This is a genomic window from Cupriavidus lacunae, from assembly GCF_003353055.1.
Taxonomy (GTDB): Bacteria; Pseudomonadota; Gammaproteobacteria; order Burkholderiales; family Burkholderiaceae; genus Cupriavidus; species Cupriavidus lacunae.
This window is the reverse complement of record NZ_QKWJ01000042.1, coordinates 1-16,074: the sequence shown is the minus strand read 5'-3', so window position 1 is coordinate 16,074 and position 16,074 is coordinate 1. Positions and strand designations below refer to the sequence as shown.

Here is a 16,074-nt window from a genome sequence, read left to right as displayed (position 1 = left end):
GCAGCAAGCAATCCCAAATTAGAATGACCGACATGCTTGTCGTCTATCGCTACCGGGTGAAGTCGCTGAACGGCCTGCTCAATCAGCAGAGCCGCGCGGTGAACTACGTCTGGAACTTCTGCAATGACACGCAGAAGCACGCGCTGAAATGGGGCAAAAAATGGCCTACGGGTTTCGATCTGAACGGGCTGACGACCGGCAGCAGCAGGGAGCTTGGCATCCATTCGGGTACCGTCAACGCGGTTTGCGAGCAGTACGCCAAGTCGCGTAGCCAGCACCGCCGGCCGTACCTGCGCTATCGCGGCCGCAGATCCCTCGGCTGGGTGCCGCTCAAGGGGCGAGATCTCAAGCGTTCTGGCGATGCGTTCCGCTTTGCCGGCAATACGTTTCGCGTTTTCAACTCCCGTCCCCTTCCCGAAGGCAAGATCAAGGACGGCACGAATTTCTCCCGCGACGCGCGAGGTAACTGGTTCCTGAACATCGTGATTGACGTTGCCGACACTCAGGCCCGGTCCCCGGCGCGCGGCGTCGGCATCGATCTGGGCTTGAAGGACCTTGCCACGCTTTCCACCGCCGAGAAAGTCGAGAATCCACGCCACCTTGGCCAACTCGAGCAAGCCCTTGCCAAGGCGCAACGGGCGCGCAAGAAGCGACTGGCAATGAACCTCCACGCGCGCATCGCCAATGCGCGGCGTGACTTCCTGCACAAGCTCTCGCATCGCCTCGTGCGGGACTTTGACTACATCGCGGTGGGTAATGTGAACGCCGCCGGCCTCGCCAGGACCAGCATGGCGAAGTCCGTCCTCGATGCGGGCTGGTCGTCCTTCCGTACAATGCTCGCGTACAAGGCGATTGCGCATGGCGCGTGGTACGAGGAAGTCGACGAACGTTTCACCACCCAGGTCTGCTCTTCGTGCGACGCAATGCCGCCGGAGAGGCCGAAAGGTATCGCAGACCTTGGAATAAGGCAGTGGGTATGCAGTGAATGCGGTGCTGTACATGATCGCGATGTGAACGCTGCGCTAAATATCCTTGCCCGATCGGGACATCGATCGCCTGCGGAGGGAATCCCCTCCCTTTAGGGAGGGGAGGATGTCAACGGTCCGCCTCGCCAATCCATGCGTTATGCCGCCATCGCCTTTCGCGCCGCGTCGACGATGCGGGCGACGCTCGGAAGGTAGGTGTATTCCAGCCGAGCCAGCGGCACCACGGTATCGAAGCCGGTGACGCGCTGCACCGGCGCGGCCAGCGAGTAAAGGCCCGCGTCGGCGAGCTGCGCGGCGATTTCTGCGCCAAAGCCGGCGGTGCGCGGGGCCTCGTGCACGATCACACAGCGGCTGGTGCGTGTCACCGACTCCAAAATTGTCTGCATATCCAGAGGCTTGAGCGTGGCCACGTCGATGACCGTGGCCGTGACGCCCTCGCCGGCCAGGGCGTCGGCGGCGGCGAGCGTCTCCTGCACCATCGCGCCCCAGCTCACCAGCGTGATATCGCTGCCTTCGCGCAGCGTGAAGCAGGTGTCCAGCGGCAGCGCGGCGCCGTCGTCGGCCACTTCCTGGCGGAACAGGCGATACAGCCGCGTGGGCTCGAGGAAGATGACCGGGTCCGGATCGGCGATGGCCGCCAGCAGCAACCCGTACGCGCGCGCCGGCGACGACGGCACCACCACGCGGATGCCGGGCATGTGCGCGAACATCGCTTCCGGGCTTTCGGAATGGTGTTCGGGCGCATGGATGCCGGCGCCGCATGGCGAACGCACCACCAGCGGACACGACAGGCGCCCGCGCGTGCGGTGCCGCATGCGCCCGGCGTGGTTGATGATGTGATCGACCGCCGGGTAGATAAAGCCGGTGAACTGGATTTCGGCCACCGGTTTGAGCCCCATCGCCGCCATGCCGATCGCCGCGCCGACGATGCCGCCCTCGGCCAGCGGCGTATCCATGACCCGCGCCGCGCCGAAGCGCGCCTGCAGGCCCGCCGTGGCGCGGAACACGCCGCCGTTGACGCCGATATCCTCGCCCAGCAGCAGTACATCGGGATCGTGATCCAGCGCATGGGCCAGCGCCAGGTTGACTGCTTCGACCAGATTGATTTCGGCCATGGTTCGCTCGCTGTGGTCGCTACGTGGAGGCGCAGGGTTCGCGGGTCATCCGTGTGGCGCCGGGAAGCGCCGGGCAATCTCGAGCTGCGCCTGCAGTTCAGGCGGCATGGCCGCGTACAGGCAGTCGAACATCGCGGCCGGGTCTGGTGGCGGCAGGGCCAGGTAAGCTTCCACGGCCTGCGCGACCTGCTGCGAGCACGCCTTGACCAGTGCTTCCTCGCGCGTTGCGTCCCACGCATGCAGGGCCAGCAGGTGGGTGCGCAGCCGCAGCAGCGGCTCTTCCTGCCAGTGCGCCTTGACGCTGGCCTCGTCGCGGTAGCGCGAGGCGTCGTCGGCGGTGGTGTGGTCGCCCAGGCGGTAGGTGATGGCCTCGATCAGCGCGGGGCCGCCGCCGGCGCGCGCGCGCTCGATGGCTTCGCCCACGCGGTGCCGCACCGCGACCACGTCGTTGCCGTCGATCTGCTCGCCCGGGATGCCCGCGGCAATGGCCTTCTGCGCCAGCGTCTGCGCCGCGGTCTGGCCGCTGCGCGGCATCGAGATCGCCCATTGGTTGTTGTTGATCACGATCACCAGCGGCGCGTGCCATGCGCCGGCCATGTTCATGCCCTCGTAGAAATCGCCCTTGGAGGTGCCGCCGTCGCCCAGCAGGCAGACCGCCACGCGCGGCTCGCCGCGCAGCTGGAACGCATAGGCGGCGCCGGCCGCGTGGCATACCTGGGTACCGATCGGGACGCAGTTGGCAAAGTCATGCGGCGCCGCCGCAAAGCCGCTGCCGCGCTCGTCGCCACCCCAGTACAGCAGGCTCTCGGTCATCGTGACGCCCCGCACAAACTGCGCCGCGTGATCGCGGTACGAGGGCACCAGCACATCCTCGGGCCGCATGGCATGGGCCACGCCCACGCCGATGGCCTCCTGGCCCAGCGCCGAGGCGAAGGTGCCGATCTTGCCGGTGCGCTGCATGGCAATCGCTTTCAGGTCGAACTGGCGCGTCAGCACCATCGCCTGGTACAGCGGCACCAGTGCGTCAGGATCGCTGGCCAGCGGTGGAGGGGAAGAGGTGGGGGGGGACGTGTCGCCCGGCGGGGCAAGGTAGCGGGTATAGCCGATCTCGAAGCGCGCAACCGTGGACATGGCAGGTCTCTCGATGCGGTTGTCTCGATATGATCCGCGTGGACAGGCGCGAGGATCTTCGCAGCTATCCGCAGCAATGATCGCGTTGTGATCCCTGGCGTGCTTCTTGGGCGCGGGGGACTTGAGCTTGAGTGTAGGGCATTTGCGCGGCGTGCGCGGCGCAAAATTGTCTTGCTGCGCACAATGCGCGCGGCGGCGGCCCGGAAAGCAAAAAAGCGCCTGGCGGCGCTTCCTTGCTGGCGGGAGCGCGGTGGCTCAGCGCTGGTATGGCGGCGGGACGAAGCCCGCAAAGCGCTGCTGCATCACGGCCTTGAACTCGGCCGACTCGTAGGCCTCGCGGATGTCCCTGACGAAGGGCTTGTTCAGGTCCGCCGTCTTTACCGCCACCAGGTTCATGTAGTAGTCGGGGATCTTCTCCAGCGCCAGCGCCGAGGTCAGCTTCAGGCCAGAGGCCAGCGCATAGTTGCCGTTGACGAAGGCATAGTCCACATCGTCGAGCGAGCGCGGCAGCTGCGCGGCTTCCAGCTGGATCAGCTTGAGCTTGTGCGGGTTGGCGTCGATGTCGCGTTCGCTGGCACGGATCGGGTCGGTGCCCTGCTTGAGCGTGACCCAGCCGATCTGCTGCAGGATGGCGATCGCGCGCGCCAGGTTGGTCGGGTCGTTCGGCAGCGACACCGTGTTGCCGGCCTTCACTTCGGTCAGGGCCTTGTGCTTGCGGCTGTAGATGCCGATCGGCGCGGTCGGCACCTGGATCACGTCGCTCAGTGCCAGCTTGCGGTCGGCCGAGAACTTCTTCAGGTAGGCCACGTGCTGGAACGCGTTGGCGTCGATGGCGCCGTCGGCCAGCGCCAGGTTCGGCTGCACGTAGTCGCTGAACTCGATGATGGTGACCTTGTAGCCGCGCTTTTCCAGCACCGGCTTCACGCCGTAGCGGATCTGGTCGGCGTAGGGGCCGGCGGTAGCACCGAAGCGGATTTCCTTCTTGTCCGGATCGGCCGCGCCCGCACCCTGGATCAGGCCCAGTGCCAGCACCGCTGCCGCCAGCTTTGCGACGAAGCCGAATTTCCCGTATTGCATCTGATGCTCCCCGTTATGTTGTTGGAGGCCTGCAGCGTCCTGCCGCGGCGTTGGCCCATTGTATGGAAGGGCAGGCAATAGGCGAACGAGATATTACGCATGGTCATATGCCCGGGGTGAATAAGGAAACCGGTGCTACCATGCACTGACGGTGCCGCTGGCATGGTGTTTGCACTCTGTACCGCCATGACACCAATGCAGTCCACCCCGCAAAACCCCCACCGGCCTGGGAACCGCGAGGCGTGCTTGCTCTCGTGCGGGACCGACGCGATCCGGCGCGCGCGCGAAAGCGTAGCGACGGAAACTTTTATCCTGTTTGAAGACGAGGCAGGCCAGAAATTGCATACCGGCGTGGTTGTTGCACCCCAGCATTCCTGCACAGTCCCGCCGGCCCTGACGAGGGGGCGCGCGCAATGATGGGCGCGGCCACCCTGTCGGCCATCCGCCAGCACGCACACTGGCCCGCGTGGCGGCGTGCCATCGGTTTGCTGTTCATCGCCGCGGTGCTGGCGCTGATCGCGCGCAAGCTGGGCGCCATCGACTGGAACGCGGTGCTGACCGCGCTGCGCGGCTTCAACGCCCGCACGCTGCTGCCGGCGGCCGGCTTCGTGGTGCTGAGCGGATTGCTGTACAGCCAGTTCGACGTGCTCGGCTGCCGCTATGCCGGGCATCCGCTGCCGCTGCGCCGGGTGATGGCCATCGCCTATGTCAGCTACACGCTCAGTCTCAACCTTGGCGCGACGCTGGGCGGCGCGGGCGTGCGCTACCGGCTGTATTCGCGCGCCGGGCTGAGCCCGCCGCAGATCTGGAGCCTGTTCGTGGTGGTGGTGAGCAGCAACTGGCTCGGCTACGCCTTGCTGGCGGGGGGGATTCTCGCCGGCCAAGTGGTGGTGCTGCCGCCGGAGTGGGGCATTCCCGCGGCGCTGACACAGGTGCTGGGCATGATGATGCTGGCGATCCCCGCAGGCTACCTGGCCGCCTGCGCTGCGTGGCACGGCCGCCATCGCACCGTGAGCGACCACGACATCTATGTGCCGCCGGTGCGCTTCGCGGCATTGCAATGCCTGTTGTCGGCCGCCCACTGGATGGCGATGGCGGCGATCCTGTATTCACTGCTGCATACGCATGCGGCGTACTTCACGGTGCTTGGGGTGCTGCTGGCCTCGGGGCTGGCGGGCGTAGTGGTGCGGATCCCGGGCGGGCTCGGCGTGATCGAGACCGTGTTCCTGACGATGCTGGGCGGCCAGGTGCCGCACGGGCTGCTGCTGGCGGCGCTGATTGCGTATCGGGCGTTGTATTACGTGATTCCGCTGGTGATTGGGTCGCTGGGGTATTTCATGCTGGAGGCGCATGGCAAGCGCGGTGGGGTGTGACAGGTACGGTTAGCTGGCCGATAGCTTTCGAGAATGCTGTCGCCTCTCGCATACGCTCCCCTCTCCCGCGCAGTGGGAGAGGGGAGCAAACAAACTGGCTCTGTCCTCCGAGTTCAGGCCGCCGCCAACGCCCGATCCAGATCCTCGATCAGATCATCGATATGCTCGATGCCCACCGACAGCCGCACCATGTCCTCGCTGACACCAGCCGCGTTCAGCTCATCGGCATTGAGCTGACGGTGCGTGGTCGACGCCGGATGCGTGGCCAGCGACTTGGCATCGCCGATATTGACCAGCCGCGTGAACAGCTGCAGCGCATCCAGGAAGCGCGCGCCGCCTTCGCGGCCGCCTTGCTTCAGGCCGAACGACAGGATGCCTGGACCGCGCCCGCCCAGGTACTTCTGCACCAGCGCGTGGTCGGCATGCTCGGGCAGGCCGGCAAAGTTGACCCAGTCCACCTTGGGATGCTGCTGCAGGTGGCGGGCGATCGCCAGCGCGTTCTCGGTGATGCGGTCCAGTCGCAGCGCCAGCGTCTCGATGCCCTGCAGGATCAGGAAGGCATTGAACGGCGACAGCGCCGCGCCGGTATTGCGCAGCGGCACCACGCGCGCGCGGCCGATATAGGCGGCCGCTCCCAGCGCCTCGGTATAGACCACGCCGTGGTAGGACCCGTCGGGCTCGTTCAGGCGCTTGAAGCGTTCCTTGTGTTTGGCCCAAGGGAACTTGCCGCTGTCGATGATGGCGCCGCCGACGCTGTTGCCGTGACCGCCCAGGTACTTGGTCAGCGAATGCACGACGATGTCAGCACCATGCTCGAACGGCCGGCACAGGTAGGGCGACGGCACCGTGTTGTCGACGATCAGCGGCACGCCGTGGTTGTGCGCCACGCGCGCAATGGCTTCGATATCGACCACGTTGCCGAGCGGGTTGCCCACTGACTCGACGAATATCGCCTTGGTGCGCGCGTCGATCAGGTCGCCGAAGCTGGCCGGGTTGCGTCCATCGGCAAAGCGGGTCTCGATGCCGGACTGCGGCAGCGTATGTGCCAGCAGGTTGTAGGTGCCGCCATAGAGCTGGCTCGACGAGACGATGTTGTCGCCGGCCTCGGCAATGGTCTGGATGGCGTATGTGATTGCCGCCATGCCCGATGCCAGCGCCAGTGCCCCTACGCCGCCCTCGAGCGCGGCCAGGCGCTGCTCGAGCACGTCATTGGTCGGGTTCATGATGCGGCTGTAGATATTGCCGGCCACCTTCAGGTCGAACAGGTCGGCGCCGTGCTGGGCGTTGTCGAAGGCGTAGGCCACCGTCTGGTAGATGGGCACGGCCACCGCGCGCGTGGTCGGATCGGGCGAATAGCCGCCATGGACGGCCAGGGTTTCGAGTTTCATGTTCTTCTCTCTTCTTCTCGCTGTTGGGTGCCGGACCGGCGCACCGCGGCAGGGCCTGCCGTGACGCCGGGCATGCCGAGCGGTGCGCCGCGCGGGCGCACCAGGCCGTGCGATGGTACCAGCCGGTCCGCGCACTGCCGTTGCGGCGTGGCCGCTATGGTTGCGGATGGGACCCCGCGAGGCAAGGAAGGTTATTGCATTTGGATATGCGCGGCACGCCCGCGGACCGTCATGCGCCAACGGCCGCCGGCTGATCGGCCTGCTGCCAGCGCAGGTTCTCCGGTCGGCGCAGTCCCAGGTGCTCGCGCAGCGTGGTGCCGGTGTAGCGCTCGCGGAAGAGCCCGCGCCGGCGCAGTTCCGGCAACACCAGCTCGATGAAGTCGTCGAGTCCGCCAGGCAGCCACGGCGGCATGACATTGAAGCCATCGGCGGCCTCGTCCTCGAACCACGCCCGCAGCTGGTCGGCGATGGACTGCGGCGTGCCGTGGATCGACCAGTGGCCGCGCGCGGTGGCCACGCGCAGGCAAAGCTGGCGGATGGTGAGCCCCTCGCGCCGGGCCAGGCCGGTGACCAGCTGGAAGCGGCTCTTGGCGCCGTTCGGTTCGACCAGGTTGTCGGGCAGCGGGCCGTCCAGCGGGTAGCCGCCCAGGTCGATGCCGCCCAGGTGCTGCGACAGCAGCGCCAGTCCTACCGACGGATGAATCAGGCTTTGCAGCGCCTCGAATTTCTCCTGTGCCTCGGCCTCGCTGCGGCCCACCACCGGGAACACGCCCGGCAGGATCTTGAGCTGGTCGGGGGTGCGGCCATAGCGCGCCAGCCGTCCCTTCAGCCCGCGATAGAAGGCCTGCGCATCGGCCAGCGACTGCTGCGCGGTGAAGATGACCTCGGCGGTGCGTGCCGCCAGTTCCTGCCCGGCATCGGACGAGCCGGCCTGCACGATCACCGGATGGCCCTGTGGCGGGCGCGGGACGTTGAGGGGCCCGCGCACCTGGAAGTGCTCGCCGCGATGGTCCAGCGTGTGCAGCTTGTCCGCATCGTAGTGCAGCCCGCTGGCCTTGTCGTACAGGAAGGCATCGTCCTCCCAGGTGTCCCAAAGCCCGGTCACCACGTCGACGAACTCTTCGGCGCGGGCATAGCGGTCGGCGTGCGCGGGATGATGCTCCAGACTGAAGTTGCGCGCCTCGGCGTCCGACCACGACGTCACCACGTTCCAGCCAGCGCGGCCGCCGCTGAGGTGGTCGAGCGAGGCGAACTTGCGCGCCACGTGGAAGGGCTCGTTGTAGGTGGTGGAGACGGTCGCCACCAGGCCGATGCGCTGCGTGACCGCGGCCAGCGCGGACAACAGCGTCAGCGGCTCGAAGGTGGCGGCGCGCGCGGTGCGCGGCAGAGTGGCGTCGTCCATGCCGCGGATGGCGACGCCGTCCGCGAGGAACAGCGCATCGAACCCCGCGGCCTCGGCGCGCTGCGCCAGCGCGGTGTAGTGCGCCAGGTTGCGCCCGGCATCGGCCTGCGCGCCCGGATGGCGCCACCCGGCAACATGATGCCCGGTGGCCTGGACAAAGGCGCCCAGGTGCAGCAGGCGCGGCGGCTTTTGCTGTGACATGGATCGTGCTCCCCGGAAGAGACAGGCTGGATCAGGCCGCTTGCCGTTGCGCGGCGGCGGCGGACTGGTTGGCCGGCGCTGCGTCCTCGCGACGCACGGCGGTCTTCACTGCCACGCTGTGGCGCCCATCCACGCTTACCGGGATATCGCCGGCCACGGTGGCGCGGCGCACCACGCGGTGCGCGTCGCCATAGTCGTTGATGGCGTAGTGCTGGGTGGCGCGGTTGTCCCAGATGGCGACATCGCCCGCGCGCCAGCGCCAGCGCACGGTGTTCTCCAGCCGCTGCACATGGCCCTGCAGCACGGCAATCAGGTGCGCCGAATCGGCCGACGAGTAGTCCAGCAGCTTCTTGACGAAGTGGCCCAGCACCAGCGTGCGTTCGCCGGTTTCCGGATGCACGCGTACCACCGGATGTTCGGTTTCGTAGAGCGCCGAGGTGAATACTTCGCGGTAGCGCTTGAGCCCTTCGTCGCTCGGATTGACGCGCGTGGCCGCGTAGTCGTAGTCGTTGGTGTGCAGCGCCCACAGCTTGTCGGCCAGCGCGCGCAGCGGCTCGGGCAGGTCCTGGTAAGCGGCGGCGGTATTGGTCCACACCGTGTCGCCGCCGGCGGCGGGAACGGTCACGGCACGCAGCACCGAGACCGCGGGGTAGGCCAGGTCGAAGGTCACGTCGGTATGCCAGGAGTTGGCGCGGCCGCCGTGTTGAGAGTCGAGCTCAAGTAACAGCGTGCCGTCGCGCGAGGGCACGGTCGGGTGCGGCACGGTGTCGCCGAACAGGCGCGCAAAGCCCTGCTGCGCGGCGTCGTCCAGATGCACCTGGTCGCGGAAGAACAGCACCTTGTGCCTGAGTAGTGCGGCGCGGATGGCGGCAAAGGTCGCGGGCGGCAGGTCGCCGTGCAGCGCGACGCCGCGGATCTCGGCGCCGATGCGGCCGGCGACCGGGTGGATGTCGAGGTGGACGGTCTGGTCTTGCGTGGCGTTGGCTTGGGTCATCGCAAAGCTCCCGGGAGGTAAGGGGTTTGGGTCAGGCGAACTCAGGTTCGGGTGTGGGCTGCGCGACCGGCTCCTGCCCGGCGAACTCGCGCAGCACGGCATCGCGCACCTGGGCAAAGGGCAGCCCGGAACGCTGGCGCGGATGCGGCAGGTCTACCGGCACGATGCGGCGGATGCGGCCGGGGCGCGGCTCCATCACCACCACGCGGTCGCCCAGGAACACGGCTTCTTCCACGTCGTGGGTGACCAGAATCATGGTGATGCCCTCGGCCTGCCAGATGCGCTGCAGTTCCTGTTGCAGGTAGGCCCGCGTCATCGCGTCGAGCGCGCCGAAGGGCTCGTCGAGCAGCAGGATCTCGGGCCGTGTCACCAATGCCCGCGCAATCGCCACGCGTTGCGACATGCCGCCAGAGAGTTGGTGCGGATAGGCATGCTCGAAGCCGCGCAGGCCCACCAGCGCGATATGCTCGGCAACGTTGCGGTCCTTCTCCGTGTCGCTGCCCGGTGTGTTGAGCAGCGCGACCCGGATGTTCTGCTCGACCGTCAGCCACGGGAACAGCCGGTGCTCCTGGAACACGATGCCACGCTGCAGGCTGGTGCCCGATATGCGCTTGCCGTCCAGCAGGATCTCGCCGCGGTAATCCTCTTCCAGTCCGACCACCAGCCGCAGCAGGGTGGACTTGCCGCAGCCGCTGGCGCCGACGATGCTGACGAACTCGCCCGGGGCGATGGTCAGGGTGATGTCCTCGAGCACGGGCAAGGCCCGGCCCTCGACTTCGTATTGCTTGTGCAGGTGCGCGATGCTTAGCGTGCCGGCATGTGGCATGGGGGGTCTCCGTTCAATGAGGGGCATCGTGGCAAAGGCTTGGTGGCTCAGCCGGCGGCTACCGAGCGCCCGCGCCAGGCGAGCAGGCGGGATTCGATGCGGCTGGCGAGCCAGTTCAGCGTGAAGCCGACCAGGCCGACCACGATCACGCCGAAGATCACCAGGTCCATCCAGAAGTTCTCGCGGCCATCGACCATGGTGTTGCCGATGCCCTTGCCGGATACCAGCAGGTACTCCGCGCCGAGCGTGGCCAGCCACGCGTAGATCAGGCCCAGGTGGATGCCGGCGAAGATCGACGGCGCCGCCGATGGCAGCACCACACGCCACAGCACCTGAGTGCGGTTGAAGCGCAGCACTCGCGCCACTTCCAGCAGGTCGGCCGGCACGGCGCGAATGCCTTCGAAGGTGTTGAGCACCACCGGGAAGAATGCCGCCAGCGACAGGAACACGACCTTGGCGGCATCGCCCAGCCCGAACCAGACCGAGATCAGCGGGATCCACGCGAACAGCGAGATCTGCTTGACGGTATGGAAGCTGGGGCCGACCAGGTGCTCGAACAGGCGCGACAGCCCCAGCGCCGTGCCGAACACCAGCCCGGCGCTGGCGCCGATGGCAAAGCCGGCCAGGTCGCGCCACAGGCTGGCGGCCAATGCCGTGGCCAGCGCGCCGCTCTGTACCTGCCGCACGGCGGTGTCCCAGACGCTGGAGACTGGCACCAGCAGCGGCGAGGTGGTCCAGCCGAATCGCACGGCGGCCCACCACAGGGCAAGCAACATGAGGGGCAGCACCCAGCCACGCAATGCGCGCGGCAGGCGAAGTCGTTGGCGCAGGGAGGAAGTGGTCATCTCAGCCTCGCCTCAGAAGCCCGGCTTGCGCCAGCGCAGCACCGCGCCTTCGGCCAGCGCCAGCGCCTTGTCCAGTGCAAAGCCCACTACGCCGACCACCACCACTGCGGCCAGCACCATGTCGAGCTGGAACAGCTGGCGCCCATAGACAATCATGTAGCCAAGCCCCTCGGACGAGGCCAGCAGCTCCACCACCACCAGCGCCAGCCACGCGTGCGTCAGGCCGTAGCGCACCCCGTTCCACACCGGCGCGGCCGCGGCGGGCAGCACCACGCGCGACAGCGTCTGCCAGCGCGTGAGCTGCAGCACGCGCGCCACTTCCAGGTAGCGCGTCGGCACGCTGCCGATGCCCTTGTAGGTGTTCAGCGCGACCGGCACGAAGGCAGCCTTGGCGATCAGGATCACCTTGAGCGCCTCGTCGATGCCGACCAGTAGCATCAGCAGCGGCAGCCAGCCCAGCACCGGCACCTGGCTGAAGGCCTTGAAGGTCGGGTAGACATAGTCGCGGAAGGTCGGCGACAGGCCCATGGCCACGCCCAGCGCCAGGCCCCCGGCCAGCCCCACGGCGAAGCCGCCGGCCACGCGCAGCGCGCTGATGGCCAGATTGGCCTGCAGCTCGCCGCTTTGCCACAGGTCGGCCAGCGTGCGCGCCACGTCCTCCGGCGCGGGCAGCACCTGCGGCGGAATCCACGCATTGCGGGCAGCGACATACCAGACCAGCAGCAGCGCCAGCGGCACCGGCCAGGCCAGCAGCCAGCGGGTGACGTCCTGCCAGTGCAGTGGGTGGCGCGGAGTCGCAACGCGCGGTGTCGCGGCGGCGGGCAGTGAAAGCGAATCGGCGACGGACATGATGTCAGGCTCCCAGGATCTTGCCGTTGGGTTGGTAGACGGGCCAGTAGCTCTGCAGGCTCAGGTCGTTGAGGGCAGTCCTCAGGAAGCGCTGGTCGATCCACTGGTCCACGTCAAAGCGCGCGCGGCTCAGCTTGAAGCGATAGGCTTGCTCGACCGCATCCTTGTAGCGGCTGACCAGGAAAGGATCGAAATTCGGGTTCACCCGCACTCGCAGCGGCTCGCCGTCGAAGTCTTCCTTCCAGTGGTCATAAGGCGTACCCGCTCGCGCCCAGGTGCGCAGCACTTCCTCACGATGGCGTTCGTCCGAGGCCCACCGTGCCGCCTCGACCGCAGCCTTCACCAGGTGTTGCGTGGCTTCCGGATAGCGCCCGGCAAAGTCATCGGTCACCAGCACGTGGCTTTGCCGCGTGTAGATCGGCGACTGGTTCTTGCTGGAGTACAGGATGCGCACCGCGCCCTTGTCGCGCAGGCGCAGGATGTCCATGGCGCCGATGGCGGCGTCGATATCGCGCGTGGACAGCGCCGCCAGGTAGCCGGCGGTGTCCAGGTTCAGCAGGCGCAGGTCCTTGTCGGTGATCCCGTTCGCTTCCAGCAGGCGCAGCGCGGGCAGATGCATGTTGGTGCCCTTGAACAGCGAGACGCGCTTGCCGCGCAGGTCGCCGACCGTCTTCAGCGGCGAATCGGGCGGCACGCCGACATAGATATTGGCACGCACGCCGGTGGCCAGCACCAGCCGCGTCTTCAGGCCGGCGGAGCGCGCCACGATGGAGGGCAGGTCGCCCTGCAGCGCGAAGTCGAGCTGGCGGTTGGCCAGCGCCTCGTTGACCGCCGGGCCCGCGCCCTTGAAGAAGAACCACTCGACGCGCGTGCCGGTCGGCCTGAACGATTCCTCCAGCCAGCCGCGTGCATGGGCAATCGCCAGCGAACTGCCGGCAAAGCTGGGCGGCGTGCCGGTGGCGGGCTGGGCCACGCCGATGCGGATCACGTCGGGCCGCGCGGCTGGGCTGGCGCTGAACGCGGACAGCGGCGACAGCGAAGCCGCCATGCCCAGGCCGGACCAGGCCGCGCAGCGCAGCAGGTCGCGGCGGGTCAGTGTGTGTGCGGCGGTGGCATCGGGGCGCGGGGTCGTCATCGTGCGGACCTTCTTGAAGTGGAGGACGGCTCCACGATAAGCGGCGCTGCGCGCGAACCTGAACGAATGATTCCGGCTTTGGTTATCGGCCGCGCGCATATAGCGCGCGGCGCGGCGTTGGCATATCGGCATGCAATCTTCTTCGTTGGCCGAGTGAGCTAACGAAGAGGCTCACCTCGCGCCATTGCCAAGTGTCGAGACATGGATATGCGATAAGCGGATAAGGGCCAGCAATATGATTCGTTGACCCTGCAATGGCCAGCTCTCTACAGTGCAAGCTTGTAGGCGGCATCCCGGGACATCAATGATCACCGATGCCGCACCGGCTTCCCCCGTATGCCAGAGCTTGCCATGACGACCGCAACCGCCCACGCCAGTGTTTCGCGCCAGCAGAGCGCGCCGCTTTCCACCGCCTTTGCTGCGGGTGCACAGAGTTTCGAGATCCGTCCGCTGGATGCGCCGCTGGGCGCGGAGGTGATCGGGCTCGACTTGTCGACGCCGCTGTCCGACGCGGATTTTGCCCGCATCCATCGCGCCCATCTCGACTACCACGTGGTGGTGTTCCGCGACCAGCAGATCACGCCCGCGCAGCAGATCGACTTCAGCCGCCGCTTCGGCCCGCTGCAGATCCACGTGCTGCACCAGTTCCAGCTGCCGGGCCATCCGGAAGTGTTGGTGGTGTCCAACGTGGTCGAGAACGGCAAGCCGATCGGGCTGGGCGATGCCGGCCACTTCTGGCATTCGGACCTGTCGTACAAGGAAAAGCCAAGCCTCGGTTCGCTGCTGCATGCGCGCGAGCTGCCCGCCGAAGGCGGCGATACACTGTTCGCCAACATGCATCTCGCATGGGACACGCTGCCGGCCGCGCTGCAACGCGCAATCGATGGCCTGCAGGCCGAACACACCTACCTGGCGCGCTACGCCGAGCTGCAGCAGCGCAGCCCGTGGCGGCCCAACCTGAGCCCGGAGCAGATCGCGCAGGTCAGGCCGGTGCTGCAGCCGGTGGCGCGCACCCATCCGGAGACCGGACGCAAGGCGCTTTTCGTCAGCGAGCACTTCACCACCCGCATCGCTGGCCTGCCCGAGGATGAAAGCCGCGACCTGCTGGACCAGCTGTTCGCGCACAGCGTCAAGTCCGCGCATATCTATCGCCACCAGTGGCAGCCGCATGACCTGGTGTTCTGGGACAACCGTTCGCTGCTGCATCTTGCTGCCGGCTGTCCGCCTGAACTGCGGCGCGTGATGTACCGCACCACCATCGAAGGCGACGTGCCGCGCTGAAGTCGGCAGCGGTATCGCAAGTCATTTCAGGCGCTTGCACTGGCAAGCGCCAATCCAACGGGACGATGCCGCCTTCACGCTGCTGTTCGTCACGCATTCAATCGAAGAGGCGCTGGGGCATGCAGCATTAGTCCGCTAACCCTGGCCTTGCCCGACGCCGGCATGGAGAGTAGGCTACGGCACCGGTAATTAGTGTCCTGTTCCGCAAATACCTTGCCATGAAATCGCCCAGTTGGCCGCCATGCGTCGTTGCTCGTCGTTGCCATAGCTACGGCTATGGCGCCTCCTCGCGCCTAGCCTGACGACCAACTGGACGATTTCATTTTGGCAAGCTATCTACGGAACAGGACACAAACCGGAGCCCACCCATGACCGCCATCCACGAAGCCGCCGCACAGGGATTCGCCAGCCAGGCCGATACCTACGCGCGCGGACGTCCCGAGTATCCCGCTGAAATCGATGCCTGGCTGCGTGGCACGCTGGGCCTGCACGCCGGCCGCACCGCGCTGGACCTGGGCGCGGGCACCGGCAAGTTCACGCGCCGGCTGGTGGAGACAGGGGCGACGGTGATCGCGGTCGAACCGGTCGCGCAGATGCGCGCGCAACTGGCCGCGGCGCTGCCGTCGGTGCAGGCGCTGGAAGGCAGTGCCGAGAGCATCCCGCTGCCCGATGCCAGCGTCGACGCCGTGGTCTGCGCGCAGGCCTTCCACTGGTTTGCCAATGCGGGCGCGATGGCGGAAATCCGCCGCGTGCTGCGTCCCGGCGGCCGGCTCGGGCTGGTGTGGAACGTGCGCGATGAAAGCGTGGACTGGGTGGCGCAGCTGACGGCCATCATGACGCCGTATGAAGGCGACGCGCCGCGCTTCTACAAGGGCGACTGGAAGCGGGTCTTTCCCGCCGACGGCTTCGGGCCGCTGGCCCTGCAGAGCCTGCCCTACGCCCATGTGGGGGCGCCGCAGCAGGTGATTGTGGACCGCGTCATGTCGGTCAGCTTTATCGCCTCGCTGCCGCAAGCCGAGCAGGGCCGCGTGCGCCAGCGCCTGCAGGCCGTCATCGAGGGACATTCCGCCCTGTCAGGCCGCGCCGAGGTTGCCTTCCCCTATCGCACCGAGGCCTATCACTGCGAACGGATCGCCTGACCCTACATTGTTGCCTGCCGCACCCAGAAAGCCGCGCCGGTGCGCACGGGGCCGGGCTCGCACCGCTGGATCACCGCGGCCGACCGCCTGGCACCGGTGCTGGCCTCTATCTGTTCCCAGATGGCCAGCATGGCCAGGACCTTGGGCAAGGCGTTCACGCCGGCGCGCGTGGGCAGCCAGTCCGGGCTGGAGGAATGAAACAGCGGCGTGCCTAGGAGTCCGTCGGACTTGAGCCCGAGGGAATCCGATGGATCGGTGCGCCGCGGCTTTTGAGACGGTGTCGCGCTGATCGAGCGTTCTCAGCGGTTGGCGAGTCTCCACGAGGGCGTATC

The 16,074-nt window shown here is 67.3% G+C and carries 15 protein-coding genes; 5 read left to right on the top strand and 10 right to left on the bottom strand.

What is annotated here, in order from left to right:
- Positions 1 to 32: 32 nt before the first annotated feature.
- Positions 33 to 1,082 carry an RNA-guided endonuclease InsQ/TnpB family protein gene (locus DN412_RS26240; protein WP_167471132.1) on the top strand — a complete coding sequence of 350 codons (1,050 nt, stop codon included), beginning with the start codon at positions 33 to 35 and terminating at the stop codon, positions 1,080 to 1,082.
- A 41-nt stretch (positions 1,083 to 1,123) separates the two neighbouring features.
- Here DN412_RS26240 and DN412_RS26235 read toward each other — a convergent pair whose 3' ends face one another.
- From DN412_RS26235 to DN412_RS26225, 3 genes are all read right to left on the bottom strand, one after another.
- Entirely contained in the window at positions 1,124 to 2,101 is a 978-nt protein-coding gene (locus tag DN412_RS26235) for an alpha-ketoacid dehydrogenase subunit beta (protein ID WP_115214258.1), read from the bottom strand.
- Positions 2,102 to 2,146: 45 nt separating this feature from the next.
- Positions 2,147 to 3,232, bottom strand: a complete 1,086-nt coding sequence (gene pdhA, locus DN412_RS26230) for a pyruvate dehydrogenase (acetyl-transferring) E1 component subunit alpha (RefSeq protein WP_115214257.1) — start codon at positions 3,230 to 3,232, stop codon at positions 2,147 to 2,149.
- 255 nt (positions 3,233 to 3,487) lie between these two features.
- The gene (locus tag DN412_RS26225; protein WP_115214256.1) at positions 3,488 to 4,309 is read right to left on the bottom strand and encodes a MetQ/NlpA family ABC transporter substrate-binding protein; all 822 of its coding nucleotides are present in this window, start codon (positions 4,307 to 4,309) and stop codon (positions 3,488 to 3,490) included.
- Between the two features lie 413 nt (positions 4,310 to 4,722).
- On the opposite strand from DN412_RS26225, the gene DN412_RS26215 reads away from it, so the two are divergent.
- Complete coding sequence (locus DN412_RS26215) at positions 4,723 to 5,682, top strand: lysylphosphatidylglycerol synthase domain-containing protein (RefSeq protein ID WP_115214254.1); 960 nt, start codon at positions 4,723 to 4,725, stop codon at positions 5,680 to 5,682.
- Positions 5,683 to 5,795: 113 nt separating this feature from the next.
- Here the strand turns inward: DN412_RS26215 and DN412_RS26210 are convergent, their stop codons facing one another.
- The 7 genes from DN412_RS26210 to DN412_RS26180 all read right to left on the bottom strand — a co-directional run bounded on the left by DN412_RS26210 (position 5,796) and on the right by DN412_RS26180 (position 13,322).
- Positions 5,796 to 7,070, bottom strand: a complete 1,275-nt coding sequence (locus tag DN412_RS26210) for an O-acetylhomoserine aminocarboxypropyltransferase/cysteine synthase family protein (RefSeq protein WP_115214253.1) — start codon at positions 7,068 to 7,070, stop codon at positions 5,796 to 5,798.
- A 229-nt stretch (positions 7,071 to 7,299) separates the two neighbouring features.
- Positions 7,300 to 8,673 carry an LLM class flavin-dependent oxidoreductase gene (locus DN412_RS26205; RefSeq protein WP_115214252.1) on the bottom strand — a complete coding sequence of 458 codons (1,374 nt, stop codon included), beginning with the start codon at positions 8,671 to 8,673 and terminating at the stop codon, positions 7,300 to 7,302.
- Between the two features lie 31 nt (positions 8,674 to 8,704).
- The gene (locus DN412_RS26200) at positions 8,705 to 9,667 is read right to left on the bottom strand and encodes a TauD/TfdA dioxygenase family protein (RefSeq protein ID WP_115214251.1); all 963 of its coding nucleotides are present in this window, start codon (positions 9,665 to 9,667) and stop codon (positions 8,705 to 8,707) included.
- 31 nt (positions 9,668 to 9,698) lie between these two features.
- Positions 9,699 to 10,493, bottom strand: a complete 795-nt coding sequence (locus DN412_RS26195) for an ABC transporter ATP-binding protein (RefSeq protein WP_115214250.1) — start codon at positions 10,491 to 10,493, stop codon at positions 9,699 to 9,701.
- 47 nt (positions 10,494 to 10,540) lie between these two features.
- Positions 10,541 to 11,338 (bottom strand): ABC transporter permease, encoded by a 798-nt coding sequence (locus DN412_RS26190; RefSeq protein ID WP_115214249.1) that lies wholly within the window; start codon positions 11,336 to 11,338, stop codon positions 10,541 to 10,543.
- Positions 11,339 to 11,350: 12 nt separating this feature from the next.
- On the bottom strand, positions 11,351 to 12,187 hold the full coding sequence (locus DN412_RS26185; protein ID WP_115214248.1) for an ABC transporter permease: 837 nt from the start codon (positions 12,185 to 12,187) through the stop codon (positions 11,351 to 11,353).
- 4 nt (positions 12,188 to 12,191) lie between these two features.
- Positions 12,192 to 13,322, bottom strand: a complete 1,131-nt coding sequence (locus tag DN412_RS26180) for an ABC transporter substrate-binding protein (RefSeq protein ID WP_115214297.1) — start codon at positions 13,320 to 13,322, stop codon at positions 12,192 to 12,194.
- Between the two features lie 351 nt (positions 13,323 to 13,673).
- Between DN412_RS26180 and DN412_RS26175 the strand changes: the two genes are divergently transcribed.
- The 3 genes from DN412_RS26175 (at position 13,674) to DN412_RS43505 (ending at position 15,940) form a co-directional block, all read left to right on the top strand.
- A complete protein-coding gene (locus DN412_RS26175) occupies positions 13,674 to 14,603 on the top strand; it encodes a TauD/TfdA dioxygenase family protein (protein ID WP_167471130.1) in 930 nt (309 codons plus the stop codon).
- A 368-nt stretch (positions 14,604 to 14,971) separates the two neighbouring features.
- Positions 14,972 to 15,742, top strand: coding sequence for a class I SAM-dependent methyltransferase (locus DN412_RS26170; RefSeq protein WP_115214246.1), 771 nt, complete (start codon positions 14,972 to 14,974; stop codon positions 15,740 to 15,742).
- Positions 15,743 to 15,781: 39 nt separating this feature from the next.
- Positions 15,782 to 15,940 carry a hypothetical protein gene (locus DN412_RS43505; RefSeq protein WP_161564046.1) on the top strand — a complete coding sequence of 53 codons (159 nt, stop codon included), beginning with the start codon at positions 15,782 to 15,784 and terminating at the stop codon, positions 15,938 to 15,940.
- Positions 15,941 to 16,074 lie beyond the last annotated feature (134 nt).

Coding starts and splice junctions, on each gene's coding strand:
- DN412_RS26240 (WP_167471132.1), top strand. CDS start 33: ATGCTTGTCGTCTATCGCTACCGGGTGAAGTCGCTGAACGGCCTGCTC.
- DN412_RS26235 (WP_115214258.1), bottom strand. CDS start 2,101: ATGGCCGAAATCAATCTGGTCGAAGCAGTCAACCTGGCGCTGGCCCAT.
- pdhA (WP_115214257.1), bottom strand. CDS start 3,232: ATGTCCACGGTTGCGCGCTTCGAGATCGGCTATACCCGCTACCTTGCC.
- DN412_RS26225 (WP_115214256.1), bottom strand. CDS start 4,309: ATGCAATACGGGAAATTCGGCTTCGTCGCAAAGCTGGCGGCAGCGGTG.
- DN412_RS26215 (WP_115214254.1), top strand. CDS start 4,723: ATGATGGGCGCGGCCACCCTGTCGGCCATCCGCCAGCACGCACACTGG.
- DN412_RS26210 (WP_115214253.1), bottom strand. CDS start 7,070: ATGAAACTCGAAACCCTGGCCGTCCATGGCGGCTATTCGCCCGATCCG.
- DN412_RS26205 (WP_115214252.1), bottom strand. CDS start 8,673: ATGTCACAGCAAAAGCCGCCGCGCCTGCTGCACCTGGGCGCCTTTGTC.
- DN412_RS26200 (WP_115214251.1), bottom strand. CDS start 9,667: ATGACCCAAGCCAACGCCACGCAAGACCAGACCGTCCACCTCGACATC.
- DN412_RS26195 (WP_115214250.1), bottom strand. CDS start 10,493: ATGCCACATGCCGGCACGCTAAGCATCGCGCACCTGCACAAGCAATAC.
- DN412_RS26190 (WP_115214249.1), bottom strand. CDS start 11,338: ATGACCACTTCCTCCCTGCGCCAACGACTTCGCCTGCCGCGCGCATTG.
- DN412_RS26185 (WP_115214248.1), bottom strand. CDS start 12,187: ATGTCCGTCGCCGATTCGCTTTCACTGCCCGCCGCCGCGACACCGCGC.
- DN412_RS26180 (WP_115214297.1), bottom strand. CDS start 13,322: ATGACGACCCCGCGCCCCGATGCCACCGCCGCACACACACTGACCCGC.
- DN412_RS26175 (WP_167471130.1), top strand. CDS start 13,674: ATGACGACCGCAACCGCCCACGCCAGTGTTTCGCGCCAGCAGAGCGCG.
- DN412_RS26170 (WP_115214246.1), top strand. CDS start 14,972: ATGACCGCCATCCACGAAGCCGCCGCACAGGGATTCGCCAGCCAGGCC.